The 13,389-nt window shown below is 73.7% G+C and carries 14 protein-coding genes; 12 read left to right on the top strand and 2 right to left on the bottom strand.

Annotated elements, in window-relative coordinates:
- Positions 1 to 143 precede the first annotated feature (143 nt).
- Both J2S42_RS01015 and J2S42_RS01010 read left to right on the top strand, forming a co-directional pair.
- On the top strand, positions 144 to 863 hold the full coding sequence (locus J2S42_RS01015; RefSeq protein WP_307234236.1) for a thioesterase II family protein: 720 nt from the start codon (positions 144 to 146) through the stop codon (positions 861 to 863).
- Positions 864 to 874: 11 nt separating this feature from the next.
- The gene (locus J2S42_RS01010; protein WP_307234234.1) at positions 875 to 1,606 is read left to right on the top strand and encodes a class I SAM-dependent methyltransferase; all 732 of its coding nucleotides are present in this window, start codon (positions 875 to 877) and stop codon (positions 1,604 to 1,606) included.
- Positions 1,607 to 1,731: 125 nt separating this feature from the next.
- On the opposite strand, the gene J2S42_RS01005 is transcribed toward J2S42_RS01010, so the two are convergent.
- Positions 1,732 to 2,463 (bottom strand): methyltransferase domain-containing protein, encoded by a 732-nt coding sequence (locus J2S42_RS01005; protein WP_307234232.1) that lies wholly within the window; start codon positions 2,461 to 2,463, stop codon positions 1,732 to 1,734.
- 140 nt (positions 2,464 to 2,603) lie between these two features.
- Here J2S42_RS01005 and J2S42_RS01000 point away from each other — a divergent pair, with 140 nt between their 5' ends.
- The 6 genes from J2S42_RS01000 (at position 2,604) to J2S42_RS00975 (ending at position 9,633) form a co-directional block, all read left to right on the top strand.
- Positions 2,604 to 3,011, top strand: a complete 408-nt coding sequence (locus tag J2S42_RS01000; protein WP_307234231.1) for a Fur family transcriptional regulator — start codon at positions 2,604 to 2,606, stop codon at positions 3,009 to 3,011.
- Complete coding sequence (locus J2S42_RS00995; protein WP_307234229.1) at positions 3,008 to 4,720, top strand: ABC transporter ATP-binding protein; 1,713 nt, start codon at positions 3,008 to 3,010, stop codon at positions 4,718 to 4,720. Before J2S42_RS01000 ends, J2S42_RS00995 begins: the two co-directional genes overlap by 4 nt.
- A complete protein-coding gene (locus tag J2S42_RS00990; protein WP_307234228.1) occupies positions 4,717 to 6,429 on the top strand; it encodes an ABC transporter ATP-binding protein in 1,713 nt (570 codons plus the stop codon). The genes J2S42_RS00995 and J2S42_RS00990 overlap by 4 nt, the downstream gene beginning before the upstream one ends.
- A complete protein-coding gene (locus J2S42_RS00985) occupies positions 6,411 to 7,424 on the top strand; it encodes an alpha/beta fold hydrolase (RefSeq protein ID WP_307234226.1) in 1,014 nt (337 codons plus the stop codon). Before J2S42_RS00990 ends, J2S42_RS00985 begins: the two co-directional genes overlap by 19 nt.
- A gap of 3 nt (positions 7,425 to 7,427) precedes the next feature.
- Positions 7,428 to 8,885 carry a carboxylesterase/lipase family protein gene (locus J2S42_RS00980; RefSeq protein WP_307234224.1) on the top strand — a complete coding sequence of 486 codons (1,458 nt, stop codon included), beginning with the start codon at positions 7,428 to 7,430 and terminating at the stop codon, positions 8,883 to 8,885.
- Positions 8,886 to 8,958: 73 nt separating this feature from the next.
- On the top strand, positions 8,959 to 9,633 hold the full coding sequence (locus J2S42_RS00975; protein WP_307234222.1) for a hypothetical protein: 675 nt from the start codon (positions 8,959 to 8,961) through the stop codon (positions 9,631 to 9,633).
- A 189-nt stretch (positions 9,634 to 9,822) separates the two neighbouring features.
- Here J2S42_RS00975 and J2S42_RS00970 read toward each other — a convergent pair whose 3' ends face one another.
- A complete protein-coding gene (locus J2S42_RS00970; protein ID WP_307234220.1) occupies positions 9,823 to 10,689 on the bottom strand; it encodes a cytochrome P450 in 867 nt (288 codons plus the stop codon).
- 18 nt (positions 10,690 to 10,707) lie between these two features.
- Here J2S42_RS00970 and J2S42_RS00965 point away from each other — a divergent pair, with 18 nt between their 5' ends.
- The 4 genes from J2S42_RS00965 to J2S42_RS00950 all read left to right on the top strand — a co-directional run bounded on the left by J2S42_RS00965 (position 10,708) and on the right by J2S42_RS00950 (position 13,310).
- Positions 10,708 to 10,965 carry a hypothetical protein gene (locus J2S42_RS00965; protein ID WP_307234218.1) on the top strand — a complete coding sequence of 86 codons (258 nt, stop codon included), beginning with the start codon at positions 10,708 to 10,710 and terminating at the stop codon, positions 10,963 to 10,965.
- Positions 10,956 to 11,396, top strand: coding sequence for a hypothetical protein (locus J2S42_RS00960; RefSeq protein ID WP_307234217.1), 441 nt, complete (start codon positions 10,956 to 10,958; stop codon positions 11,394 to 11,396). The genes J2S42_RS00965 and J2S42_RS00960 overlap by 10 nt, the downstream gene beginning before the upstream one ends.
- A gap of 27 nt (positions 11,397 to 11,423) precedes the next feature.
- A complete protein-coding gene (locus tag J2S42_RS00955; protein ID WP_307234215.1) occupies positions 11,424 to 12,200 on the top strand; it encodes a hypothetical protein in 777 nt (258 codons plus the stop codon).
- Between the two features lie 189 nt (positions 12,201 to 12,389).
- Positions 12,390 to 13,310 carry a M48 family metalloprotease gene (locus tag J2S42_RS00950; RefSeq protein ID WP_307234213.1) on the top strand — a complete coding sequence of 307 codons (921 nt, stop codon included), beginning with the start codon at positions 12,390 to 12,392 and terminating at the stop codon, positions 13,308 to 13,310.
- The last annotated feature ends 79 nt before the right edge of the window (positions 13,311 to 13,389 follow it).

Genomic DNA, 13,389 nt, shown 5'->3' with positions numbered 1-13,389 from the left:
GGTATCGGAAAGGCACGCATGTCACTCATTCTGTTTCCTTTCTGGAGGCCCCAATCTACACCTGATAAACAAATAACGCACACCTCGAAAAGCGCCCATGAGCGCAATTCAATGCTGCCCGCAAAAAGGAGACGACAGATATCGTGCGCATTTTTTGCTTTCCGCACGCCGGCGGTAGCGCCAGCGCGTTTCGGTCGTGGCGAGGGCTTTTCCCGGCGCAGGCCACGCTTGTCCCGGTGCAGTATCCGGGCCGGGAGAACCGATTCTCCGAGCCGCTGATCGACGACATGCCGCGGCTTGTCGACACGCTCATGTCCGAGCTGCCACTGACCGCGGGCCCGTTCGTGCTCCTCGGGCACAGCATGGGCGCCGCGGTCGCGTACGAGACAGCACAGGAACTGCGTCGCCGAGGGCTTCCCGGGCCGGACCGCCTGGTCGCCTGCGCGCGCCAGGCGCCGACCGCGCACCGGCCCGGGACCGTGCACCACGGCGACGACGAGGCGCTGGTCGCCGAACTGCACCGGCTGGGCGGCACCCCGCCGGAGGTGCTGGCCGACCCGTACCTGCGCCGGGCCGTGCTGGACGTCGTGCGCAACGACTACCGGCTCGCCGAGACCTACACCGCCCGGCCCGCGCCGCCGCTGGACTGCCCGGTGTCGGTGTTCACCGGCGACGCCGACCCGGAGTGCGACGCGGCGGACGCGGCCGGCTGGTCCGCGGTGGCCCGCACGCCCGCCGAGGTGACGGTGTTCCCCGGCAACCACTTCTTCCTGTTCCCGCAGCGCCGCGCGGTGGTGGCCGCGCTGATGTCCGCGCTCGCCCTGCCGACGGCCGCCGCGACCGCGTGGCCCAGCACCCCGTAGGAGACCTTCCGATGGCTACCGACTTCTACAGCACGTCCGGCGAGTTCTACGAGATGGTCGCGGACCGGCACGTGCGCACCAGCGCCGGGCCACTGACCACGGCGCTGCGCGGCGTCGATCCCGCGCTCGGGCCGGTGGTGGAGATCGGCGCGGGCACCGGGCAGCTGACCCGGCTGATCGCCGGCCGGCTGCCGGCCGCCGAGATCGTCGCGGTGGAACCGGCCACCCCGATGCGCGCGGTGCTGACCAGCCGGGTGCTCGGCGAGCCGGACCTGCGCCGCCGGGTCACGGTGGTGGCCGGGGCGGCCCCGGATCTGGTGCTGCCGGACCGGATCAGCGCGGTGGTCGCGTTCGGCGTGCTCGGCCATCTCGGCGACGGTGACCGGGCCCGGCTGTGGGACCTGCTGCGCCCGCGGCTGCCGGCCGGTGCGCCGGTGGTGGTGGAGCTGATGGGCGGGCACCGGGCCCGGCGGATCGAGCCGATCCGCATGCTGCGCGAGACGATCGGGGCGCAGACGTACGAGTGGTGGACGTCGGCCGAGGTCGCCGGGCCGAGGCTGATGCGGTGGCGGACCACGTGGAAGGTGTTCTCCGGCCATGAGGTGGTCCGCACCGTGGAGGACGCCTACGACTGGACGACGCTCAGCCTGGAGGACCTGGCCGCGGAGTCCGGGATGACCGCCCGGCACCTCGGCGGCTCCGGCGTGCCGGGCTCGCCGGAGATCGGCGTGCTGGTGCGCTGACGTGCGCGGGTCCCCACGCCGGTCGTGGGGACCCGCGGCAGCAGCGCCGGACACGTGCGGTATGCGCATACGGACATGGACGGCGAGCGCCGAGCACGTCCCGCCTCCGCCGGGCAGGTCGCGGGTCAGCCCGCCGGCGTCCGGACGGCGTGGATCAGCCCGCCGGTGTCCGCCTCGGCGGTGAAGCCGGCCGCGCGCAGTTCCCCCGCCAGGGCGGCCGCGGAGACCACATGCCAGGGGTACGACGTGGCGACCTCGCGCAGCAGCGCGCCGTCCGCGTCCCGGACGCGGTACCGCATGTGCCACACCAGCCGGTCCGGGCCGGACGGCTCCGCGCGCCCCGCACCCTCGTACCGGTGGCGCCCGACCGGGATCTCGGCGAAGACGGTCTCCGGCACCGCCGTGGCCGTCTCCGGCGGCTGCGCGTTGGTCAGCAGCGGAGCGCCGGGCGGCAGCGTGCGGGCCGTCGCGGCCCAGAGCGCGTGCCGCTCGGCGGGCGCCAGATGGCCGGCCATGTTGAGCGCGAGAACGGCGGCGGCACGGGACGGCAGCGCGGCGTCCTGCGCGGTCGCGGCGAGCACGGTGACCCGGTCCCGCAGGTCCGCGTCCGCCGCCACGCGCGCCAGCAGCGCGGCGCGCTGACCGGATGACGGCTCCACCGCGATGATCTCCGCCCCGGGTACGGCAGCGGCGACGGCCAGGACGCCGAGACCGCTGCCCGCGCCCAGGTCGACGATCGGGCCCGCGGCCGGGTCGGCGTCACGCATCGCCGCGGTCACCGGCGCGCGCAGCGCCTGCCACATCTGCTGGCTCATCAGGTCCAGGAACTCCGCGGACTCGCGGTAGTCGTCCGTCATGGACACCTGCGATCAGCTCCTGTCTCCGCATCGCGACGGGCTGCCCGCCGACCCGTACACACTAATGGAAATGGGTTTCATCTCCTATAGTCTGTCTCCGTTCGCAACGACGACACCCCCCTCGGAAGCGGAGAAAGCAGATGACGACCGACGGCGCCCGGTCACGGCGGCAGATCCGGCACCGGGCCGAGATAGGCGCGGTGCTACGGGACAGCAGCGAGTTCCTCGGCGCCCAGCGCATCCACGCCGAGCTGCGCAGACGTGACGTCCCCATCGGTCTCACCACGGTGTATCGCGCCATGCAGGCGCTCGCCGAGGAGGGCGCGGTCGACGCCACCCGCACCGCCACCGGCGAACAGGTCTACCGGTACTGCAGCCCGCGCCACCATCACCACCTGATGTGCCGCGACTGCGCCCGCGTCGTGGAGGTCGAGGGCCCCGCCATCGAGCAGTGGACCACCGCGATCGCGCGGCAGCACGGCTTCGCTCAGGTCAACCACAGCGTCGAGCTCCTCGGCACCTGCCCGGACTGCGCGGCGGCCCGGTGAGCGCGCGCGCACTGCTGCGGCCGGTCCGCGGCCGGCTGATCCTCGCGGTGGCACTGCAGGCGCTGTCCAGCGTCTCGGCCACCGGCGTCCTCGTCGCCATGGCGATGATCGGCGACCGGTTGCTGGCCGGCGCCGGCGCGGTCTGCACGATCGCGCTGGCCGGGGCGGGCGCGGCGCTACTGAGCGTGCTGTGCGCCGCGGCCGCCGGCGCGCTCACCCACCTGGCGGACACCGGCCTGCAGCTGCGCCTGCGGCGGCAACTGGCCAGCCGGCTCAGCCGCGTGCCGCTGTCCTGGTACGCCGGGCGTGGTTCCGGCGCGGTGAAGAAGACCGTGCACGACGACGTCGCGGCCCTGCACCACCTGGTCGCACACACCGTGCTCGACGTGACCGCGGTGGTCGTCACGCCGCTGGCCGCACTGGTCCACTTGGCCACGGTCGACCCGGTGCTGGCCGCGCTCTGCGTGCTCCCGGCGGTCGCCGGTGCGCTGCTGTTCCGGCGCGCGATGGCGAACGCGGGCCCGCAGATGGCCGCGTACGGCCGCGCCGCGACGGAGATCAACAACGCCGCGGTCGAGTTCGTCGACGGCATCGCCGTGCTGAAGACGTTCGGCCGGGCCGGCGAGGCCCACCACCGGTACCGGCGGGCGGCGGACGCGTTCAGCGACTTCTTCACCACCTGGGCGGCCGGCACCACCGCGGTCACCACGGCCTCCCAGCTGGTGGTCACGGCACCGGCCGTGCTGCTGACCGTGCTCGCCGCCGCGGTACCGGCCGTCGCGGCCGGTGTGGTCACGCCCGGCGCGGTGGTCGCGTTCGTGCTGCTCGCACCCGCGGTGGCCGCACCGGTCGCCACGATCGGCCGGCAGACCCAGGCACTGCGCACCGGGCTGAGCGCCGCCGGCGCCGTCGCGGACGTGCTGCGCACACCGGTGCGCACGCCCGGCACGGCCGAACCGGACGGGACCACGATCCGGCTGCACGACGTCGGGTTCGGCTACGCCGACGGCGTACCGGTGCTGTCCGGTCTTGATCTGGAACTGCCGCCCGGCACGGTCACCGCGCTGGTCGGCCCGTCCGGGGCCGGGAAGTCCACGGTCGCCCGGCTGATCGCCGGCCTGCACGAGGTGACCACCGGGAGGATCACCGTCGGCGGGGTGGACGTGCGCGACCTCGACCCGGCGGTGCTGCACCACACGGTCGGGTTCGTGCTGCAGGACGTGGTGCTGCTGCGGGCTTCGGTGGCGGAGAACATCGCGCTGGCCCGGCCGGGCGCCACCGCCGCGCAGATCGAGGCCGCGGCCCGCACCGCGCGGATCCACGACCGGATCGCCGCCGCCCCCGGCGGCTATCGGGCGATCGTCGGCACCGAGCTGGTGCTCTCCGGCGGTGAGGCCCAGCGCCTGTCGATCGCCCGGGCACTGCTGGCCGATCCCCCGGTGCTGATCCTGGACGAGGCCACCGCGTACGCCGACCCGCACGCCGAGGCCGAGATCCAGCGTGCGCTGTCCGCGCTCACCGCGGGCCGCACCATGCTCGTCATCGCGCACCGGCTGGCCGGCATCCGCCACGCCGACCGGATCGTGGTGCTCGACGCCGGCCGGATCACCGAACAGGGCCGGCACGCCGGCCTGCTCGCCGCCGGCGGCCGGTACGCCCGCATGTGGCGGGCCCAGCAGCTCACGCCCGCACTGGAGGAGACCGCATGATCCGCGCCCTGGCCACCGCGCTCGGCCCGGCCCACGCCGCACCACTGCGCCGTCTGCTGGTGCTCACCGCCGCCGCCGCGGCCGCGCAAGGGCTCGCGTACGCGCTGCTGGTCCCACTGCTGTACGCCGTGCTCGGCTCGCGCCCGGCCGGCGCGCTGCCCTGGCTCGCCGCGTTCGCCGCCGCGGTCGCCGGGTACGGCGCACTCACCTGGTCGGCGCAGACCCGTGCGTTCCGGCTCGGCAGCGACGTGGCCCGGGCGCTGCACCACCGGCTCGGTGAGAAGATCATCGAGTTGCCGCTGGGCTGGTTCTCCCCCGCCCGCACCGGACAGCTGAGCCGGCTCGCCGGGCAGAGCGTGCCGCAGCTGATGAACGTGCCCGCCCACCTGCTGCGACCGGTCGTCACCGCCGCGATCACCCCGGCCGTCGTCGCGGTGACGCTGCTGGTGGTGGAGCCGCGACTGGGCGCCGCGGTCGCGGTGACGGTCCCGCTGCTGGCCGTGGTCCTGCGGGCCGCCGACCGAGCGGTGGCACGTGCCGATGCGGACCGGCACCGCCGTGCGGACGAGGTCGCGGCCCGCCTCGTGGAGTTCGCACAGGCCCAGCCGGTGCTGCGGGCGTACGGCCGCACCGCCCGGGAGCACCGGCTGCTCGACGACGCGCTCGTCGCGCAGGCCGCCGCGGACCGGGCGATGCTGCGCCACGTGATCCCCGCACTGACCGGCTTCGGCTTCGCGGTCCGCGCGCTGCTCGGCGGCGTCCTGCTGGCCGGCACGAACCTGGTGCTGGGCGGCTCGCTGGACGTACCGGTGCTGCTGGCCGTGCTGGTGCTCACCGTGCGGCTGACCGAACCGCTGGGTACCGCCGCCGAGTACGGTGCCGCACTGCGCCTGGCCAACGGCCGGCTCAGCACGCTCGACGACGTGCTCACGGCCGCCACCCTGCCGGCACCGGACCAGCCGCGAACGCCACGATCCGCCGAGGTCGTCCTCGACGACGTCCACTTCGGGTACGACGGCCGTCCGGTGCTGGCCGGGGTCAGCTTCACGCTGCCGGAGCGTGGGATGACCGCACTGGTCGGACCGTCCGGCGCCGGCAAGTCCACCGTGGCGCGGCTGCTGGCCCGCTTCTGGGACGTCGACGCCGGCGCGATACGCATCGGTGGCGTCGACGTGCGTCAGATGGCCACGGCGGACCTGATGTCCCGGGTGGCGTTCGTCTTCCAGGACGTGTATCTGTTCGACGGCACGCTGGCCGGCAACATCCGGCTCGGCCGGGCCGACGCCACCGACGAGGAGGTCCGGGCCGCCGCGGCCGCCGCCGGCCTCGGCGATCTGCTCGATCGGCTGGACGACCCGGTCGGTGAGGGCGGCACGGCACTGTCCGGCGGGCAGCGGCAGCGGGTGTCGATCGCCCGCGCACTGCTGAAGAACGCGCCGATCGTGGTGCTGGACGAGGCGACCGCGGCCCTGGACCCGGAGACCGCGGCGGCGGTGCAGACCGCGGTGCACGCGCTGGCCCGGCGCACGACGCTGCTCGTGATCGCGCACCGGCTGGAGACGGTCCGGGCCGCCGACCAGATCCTCGTGCTCCGCGACGGCGTCATCACCGAACGCGGCCGGCACGACGACCTGGTCGGCGCGGGCGGCACGTACGCATCGTTCTGGCACGACCGGACCGCCGCCGAAGGGTGGCGGCTCGTCGGCTGACCCGGACGCTGACTCCCGGACCCCGGTGCCGCATCCGCCGGCCGGGTCCGGGTCGCCCGGCGTCCGCGCCGAGGGGGATTCGCGATCCCTGGCTGAACGTCGGCGGCGACGCTACACATGGACGGGTGATCGGCTGGTGCCGCGGTCAGGTAGGGGGAGCAGAGTTGTCCACAATAGAGCCTTGTCCGGTCCACGCCGCGGATGACGATCTGGCGGATCTGCGGCGGACCGTGTTCCACGTGGTGATTCCGGCACTGCCCGGCTCCGGTTTCAGTCAACGGCCGCGGAAGCAGGGCTGGAACCCCGCGCGTACCGCCCGGGCCTGGGCCGGGCTAATGACCGGCCTCGGTCACCAGCGGTTCGGCGCACACGGTGGGGACTGGGGTGCGTCGGTCAGCGCGGAGCTGGCCCGGCTCGCACCGGAGCGGGTCGTGGGCCTGCACCTGACGATGCCGCACGCGTCGCCGCTGCCCGGCGACATCGCCACCGCCGACGGGGCCGAGCAGGCCATGATCGCCAAACGCGAGGAGTTCGTCCGCGGTGGCATGGTGCACGTCATGCTTCAGGGCCTGCGCCCGCAGACCCTCGGCTACTCCCTGCTCGACTCGCCGGCCGGGCTCGCCGCGTGGCTCGGCGAACACCTAGACCTGTTCGCCGAGGACAACGGCGTAGCCCAGCAACGACAGATCGACAACATCGCCCTGTACTGGTTCACCGCGACCGGCGCGGCAGCGGCCCGGTGGTACTGGGAGTCCGCGATGCGGTGGACGCCGCAGACCGCCGAGGAGCAGAACGCCCAGACGGTGACCGTGCCGACCGCGTTCACGCTCTTCCCCGCCGAACCGTTCCCCACGGCCAAGCGCTGGGCCGAACACCGCCACAAGAACATCATCGCCTGGAACGAGATGGACCCTGGTGGCCACTACCCGGGCTGGGAGCACCCGGACGTCCTGGTCTCCGAGGTCCGTGGCGCGTTCCGTACCCTTCGAGGCTGATCAGTGAGCACCGAAATACCGGACGTGCGAGTCAAGGGCGGCGTTGTCCGTGGCCGGATCGACCACGGCACGCCGGCCTACCTCGGCATCCCGTACGCGGCACCGCCGTTCGGCGGGCACCGGATGCGCCCGCCCCGGCCGGCCGAGCCGTGGGACGGTGTCCGCGACGCCACCGCTTACGGGCCGACCGCGCCGAAGAGCGATTTCCCACCGTCGTTGCGGCAGTTCTTCGCCGATCCGGCCGTGCCCGGCGACGACTGCCTGAACCTCAATGTCTGGACGCCCGACCCGGCCGCGGACGGCCTCCCCGTGCTCGTCTGGATCCACGGCGGCAGCTTCACCAGCGGCTCCGGGTCGGTGGTGGGGTGTCGCGGCTCCGCCTTCGCGCGGGACGGCGTGGTGTGCGTGACGATCAACTACCGGTTGCAGGCCGAGGGCTTCCTGCACACCGGCGACGACGGCAGCAACGTGGGCCTGCTCGACCAGATCGCCGCGCTGGAATGGGTGCGCGACAACATCGCCTCGTTCGGCGGCGACCCCGCCAAGGTCACCGTCGCGGGCCAGTCGGCCGGCGCGATGAGCATCGCCGCGCTGCTGGCGATGCCCACGGCCGAGGGTCTGTTCCGCGGCGCGATCACCCAGAGCGGCGCGGCCTGGCACACGCTGGACGCGCGGACCGGGCTGCGAGTGGCCGGGCTGCTGGCAGCCGAACTCGGTGTGGCTCCGGAGCGGGCGGCGATCGCCGCCGTTCCGCCCGGCCGGGTACTGGCGGCCACGGAACGGGTGGCGGCCGCGATCGGGTCACCGGCCGAGTGGGGCCACGTCGCGGTCACCGGGTTGCCGTTCGCGCCGGTCGTGGACGGCACCGTGCTGCCCCGCCATCCGCTGGACGCGATCGCCGACGGCGCGAGCCGGGGCGTCGCGCTCCTGACCGGCACCACAGCGGAGGAGGCCCGCCTGCCCCTGGTCGCGTCCGGCGCGATCACGCATCTCGACGAGGCCGCGGCAGTCGCCGGCGCGGCCCGGTTCGGCGTGCACGCGGCCACGGTCGCCGCCGCGTGCGCGAAGCCGGGCGTCTCACCGGGCGACGTCCTCGCGGCGATCGTGACCGAACACGCGTATACACGCCCGGCCGTCCAGCTCGCGGAGGCCCGCGGCGCGGACGCTCCCACCTGGATGTATCGCTTCGATCACCGGTCCGCGGCGGCGGGCGGACTGCTGGGCGCGGCGCATGCCGTGGACATCCCGTTCGTGTTCGACACGATGGACACACCGGACGGCGCGCTGTTGATGGGTGGGAGAACGGCACCGGAGGCGGCCGCCGTGGTGCACGCGGCCTGGGTGCGGTTCGTCAGCGACCTCGATCCCGGCTGGGCGCCGTACCGGCCCGGCACCCGGACCACCATGGTCTTCGGCCCGCGTACCGGCACGATCGACCTCGCCGCACGAGGAACCGGCTGAGCCTCGCCGTCGCCGCCGTGACGGCGGCGGCGGCCGGCCATCCGGTGCCAGGACATCCCGCGCACAGGATCCGGTGGCGGTCTGGCAGACTGCCGCGGTGTCTCTGCGGCGCTATCTGCGCGGCTTCCAGCCGCCGGTCGATGACTCCGTGCCCACCGACGCCGGTTCATGGCCGGCGGACGAGCTGTTCTGGCCGGCGTTCCTGCTCTCCGTGGGCGGCTCCAGAACCGCGGCCGTCGCGTTCGACGCCGATCCCGCTGACGTCGAGGCCTACGCGGAGAAACTGCACCACCCGGACAGCTGGCCGTTCATCACCCTGCGGCTCGCCTCCGGCTACCGCCTTCATGTGGTCTTTCGCAATGTCGGGACAGACGCGGGCTGGGACTATCTCCTGCAACCGGCAGGCACCGACATGGTGGTCACGCTGGCAGCGCTCGAGGGGCACTTCCGAGGGCCGGCGTACTCGTGGCGGGACCTCGTGTCCGTCGCGCATCAGCCCGATCCCACCCGGAGCGCGGCGGAGCGCCTGCTCCTGCTACTGCCCGCGATGGGCGACGCCGGCCTGCCGGCTGACGCCGAGCGGTTGATCGCCGCAGCTTTCGTCGCAGTCGGCGGCCGCCGGCGGTATCGGCGTGAGGTTTCACGTGAGCTACTGCAAGCAAGTCGCCGCTTCTGGGGTGCTCGCGATCCTGACGCATCGCCGGACCTCATGGCCATGTTCGCCGAGGCACGCGGCCCGGAGCACTGATCTCTGCCGCGGAACGGCTCTTCGATCCTCGGCCGGCCTCGACGAGACGATGTTCCGGGGTGTTCGGTAACCGTGTTTCCGCCGGTAGCCGGCCGGAGAGTGCTGCCGGAGCCCGGCGGTTGCCGACCGCGCGACGATCCAGGTGTCACCCACGTCGTTACGGCTACCTGAGTGACGCCTGGATCACGGTCAGGCCGGGTCGACGCTGACGCGCAGGCCGGTCCGCTCGTACGCGGCGACCATCGGCTGGATGCGCACCTCGGGCCGGCGGGTCATCCGCACCCCCGGCATCGCGAACAGCCGGGCGAGGAAGATGTCGCTCTCCTGGATGGCCAGGTGCGCACCGGGGCAGCGGTGGGCGCCGTCGCCGAACGACAGGCCGGCGCCCAGGTCCCGGCCCGGGCAAACCGTGTCGGGCTGCTCGCCGGCGGCGGCCGGGTCGGCGTTGACCGACGTCACCTCGACGTCGACCAGCGTGCCGGCCGGGACGGCACGTCCGGCCAGGTCCATCGGCGCGGTCGTTCTCCGGGAGATCGTTCCGACGACCGGCTCCAGGCGCAGGATCTCGTGCAGGATCGCGTGCCGCTCCGGCTCCCCGGCCGCCGGATAGCGGGTCCGCAGCGCGTCGTCCTCGAACAGGTGCCAGGCCGCCACCGTGATGAACTCACGGGTGGTGACCATGCCGGCGCCGGCGTACGTCACGATCTCGGTCATGATCTCCATGGTCGAGCGCCCGGCGTCGATCAGGTGGGAGATCAGGTCATCGCGTCGCCTCCGTCGCCGGGCCGCCACGTTGGGCCGGATGTCGCGGAGGTAGAAGGCCACGTTGACGCCGATCGCGCGGGACTGTTCGCGCATCCCGCGCAGACCACGCGCCGTCCCGTGCGGAATGTCGTCGAAGAACCGCTGGATCCGGCGGGTCAGGTCGCCGCGCCCCTCGGTCAGCCCGATCACCTCCGCCGCGACCCCGGCCGAGACCCGGAACGACAGGTCGGACAGGTCCGCCGATCCGTTACGGCGCAACGCCTCGCACTGTTCGCCGACGATTCGGTGCATCACCTCCCGTGCCGGTGCGTGACCGGCTACGTCGCCGGGGCGGCGCCGATCAGTGCCGCGCCGGCGAGCGCCTCTTCATCGAAAGACCTCCTGGTCGAGGAGCTTCGACGCTTCTGCACCACCGGAAACGGTCAACGCGTGTCGATGGACTGCAACCACCCTGTCAAGATCGCTTCACACCCCGGGCGCGAGTCGCGCCGGCCCGGACGCGCCCCGCCGTCTCGGCTGGTCACCGGCCGTTGCGAGCGATTGATCTACTGGACACCATGGAACTGACACCGGATGAGAACCGGCTGCTCGTCGACGGGCTCGCGGCGCTGGGCGCGGCCGGCGGGTTCGCGGGGGCGGGCCCGGCCGGACGGGCCGGCGGCGTCCGCGGCGCCGCATCGGCAGCGCGCAGGCTGCGCGCCGACATCTACGAGACGACCGTGGAGCTGCCGCAGTCGTTGCCGGCCGCGGCCGGCCTGGCCGCGCGGACCCTGGCGGAGCTGGGCAGCCCGGTCGGCGAGTTGCAGGCCGTGATCGGTGCGGGCCTGCTGAACATGAACCCGGCGGTCGTGACGGTGACCCTGGCGCGGAGCGGTGGGTCCGTGGTCGCCACCGTGCGCGGTGCGGCCAAGGAAGGGCTGATCCGTCAGCGTGCGGGCGAGAAGGCGGCACGCCGGGTGGCCGCGCGTCTGGCAGGCGGCCACCGGCGCACCCCATAGATCGCTATCCGTCGATATAATGGCCGGGTGAAAACGCTCACCGCCCTCGCCGCCCTCGCCCTCCTCCTCCCCTCGGCCGACGCGGGCGGAGCAGGCGGCTCCTGCACCCCCGAGCGGCAGCTGCTGTTCTGCGAGGACTTCGAGCGCCTCCCGGCCGGCGGCGCGAGCAGCATGGCGTGGGGCATCGACACCCGCAACGGCACGCTCACCGTCGAGCGCCGGGCACACGACGGCAAGGTCCTGCACGTGCGCACGCGGGACAACGGCCGCGCATTCCTGACCGTCAACGACCTCACCGTGCCCGGCACCCAGCTCTACGGCCGCATGCGCGTGCGGGTGGCCGCCTTCCCCACCGCACCGGACTGGGCGCATTTCACCCTGGTCGAGGCGACCGGGACCGGCAGCGCCGAGGTGGTACGGCCGCTCGGCGGCCAGTGGGTACCCCCGGCCGGCCGGGCACTGTGGGGCATCGGCGCGGACGGCGGCCCCACTGGCGACTGGACCGACTGGCAGGAGTCCGCCCCGGCCCTGGCCGGCCGCTGGCAGTGCGTGGAGTGGCTGCTGGACCGGGACGGCAACCGGGTGCAGGTCTGGCTCGGCGACCCGGTCACCCCGGCGCTGTCCGCCTCCGGGCAGGAGCACGGCGGTGCCGACGTGCCGTTCGTGCTCCCCACCGTCACCACCGTCAGGATCGGCTGGCAGCTCTACCAGGCCGGCACCACCCCGGCCGGCTTCGACGTTTGGATCGACGACCTCGCACTCGCCCCGCACCGGCTCGGCTGCCCGCCGCACGCACCGCGCTGACCGCACGGCACGCCCGCCGGCCTGCCGGCAGCCGAGCGCCGCAGCCGGCAGTGATGATCCCGCCCCCGGGAGCGCGGGTCCCCATCCCGCGTCTCGGCTGCGGGCGGGAACCGCGTCGCCTCTCGCCCGGCAACCGTGATGTTAGGGTCGCCTAACATTCAGCCACTGCCCGGAGGAGGCACGCCGACGGTGCTCGACCACTTCATCCTGTCCGTCGTCGTCTGCCCGGCGGTGCTGGCCATCGCCGTCCGGTCCGTCGCGGACCGCTTGCGGCCCGAGGTCGCCGTGCCGTTCCTCGCCTGGTCGATCGCGGGCGCGGCCGCCGCCTCCACGGCGAACCTGGCGGTGTTCACGCTCAAGGCGCTCGCTGAGCAGCCGCTTGCCGGCCGTACGCTCGGCTGGTCCGACGCCGTGGTCCGCCATGACACCGCGCGGGTCCCGTGGATCACCGGACTGTCCGCGGTGCTGCTCGCCGCCGCCGTCACGGCCCTGGCCCGCGCGGTGCGGCGATACCGGCAGGACCTCGCGGCCGCCCGCCCCTACCTGCGGCTCGACGCGGACGCCAACGGTGTGGTCCTGATCCACGCCGCGGAGGCGGACGCGTTCGCGGTGCCGATCGGCACCGGCCGGATCGTGATCACCACCGCCATGCGCGACGCGCTCGACGCCCGCCAGTACGCGGCACTGCTCGCGCACGAGCGTGCGCACCTCACCCATCGCCATCATCACCTCGCCGGCGCGGTGCGTTTCGCGGTCGCGCTCCATCCGGTCTTCCGCTTGTCCGCGCGCCGGATGGAGTACCTGGTGGAACGCGCGGCGGACGAGATCGCGGCCGGCGCGCTGCGCGACCGGCGGACGGTGGCCACCGCGATCGGGGCCGCCGCGCTGGTCGCCGCCGGGCGCGGTGAGGCGGGGCTGCGGATGGCTCCCGCGGCGCGCGACCTGCGGCGTGCCGGCGCGGTGCCGCGCCGTGTCGCGTGCCTGCTCGGGCCCCGCCGGCGCGGCTCCTGGCTCCTGGTCGCCGTGCTGGCCGCGATCGCGGTGTTCTCCGTGATCTGGACCGGTGAGTGCGTGTGGGACCTCGCCGAGCTGCTCAGCGCGGCGCGATAGGACGTGGCGAGGTACACACGACTTGACTTCTACAAAGCAATAGAAGAAGGTGGCCTGGCCCGTAGTTAGGCTTGGCTTA

The sequence above is a fragment of the Catenuloplanes indicus genome, assembly GCF_030813715.1.
In the GTDB taxonomy this organism is placed as follows: domain Bacteria; phylum Actinomycetota; class Actinomycetes; order Mycobacteriales; family Micromonosporaceae; genus Catenuloplanes; species Catenuloplanes indicus.
This window is presented reverse-complemented; position numbering and strand designations above follow the sequence as displayed.

Bases quoted from the DNA above. Each gene is read 5' to 3' on its own strand.
- J2S42_RS00960 (WP_307234217.1), top strand. From the start codon at position 10,956: ATGGAACTGACACCGGATGAGAACCGGCTGCTCGTCGACGGGCTCGCG.
- J2S42_RS01005 (WP_307234232.1), bottom strand. From the start codon at position 2,463: ATGACGGACGACTACCGCGAGTCCGCGGAGTTCCTGGACCTGATGAGC.
- J2S42_RS00970 (WP_307234220.1), bottom strand. From the start codon at position 10,689: ATGCACCGAATCGTCGGCGAACAGTGCGAGGCGTTGCGCCGTAACGGA.
- J2S42_RS00990 (WP_307234228.1), top strand. From the start codon at position 4,717: ATGATCCGCGCCCTGGCCACCGCGCTCGGCCCGGCCCACGCCGCACCA.
- J2S42_RS01010 (WP_307234234.1), top strand. From the start codon at position 875: ATGGCTACCGACTTCTACAGCACGTCCGGCGAGTTCTACGAGATGGTC.
- J2S42_RS01000 (WP_307234231.1), top strand. From the start codon at position 2,604: ATGACGACCGACGGCGCCCGGTCACGGCGGCAGATCCGGCACCGGGCC.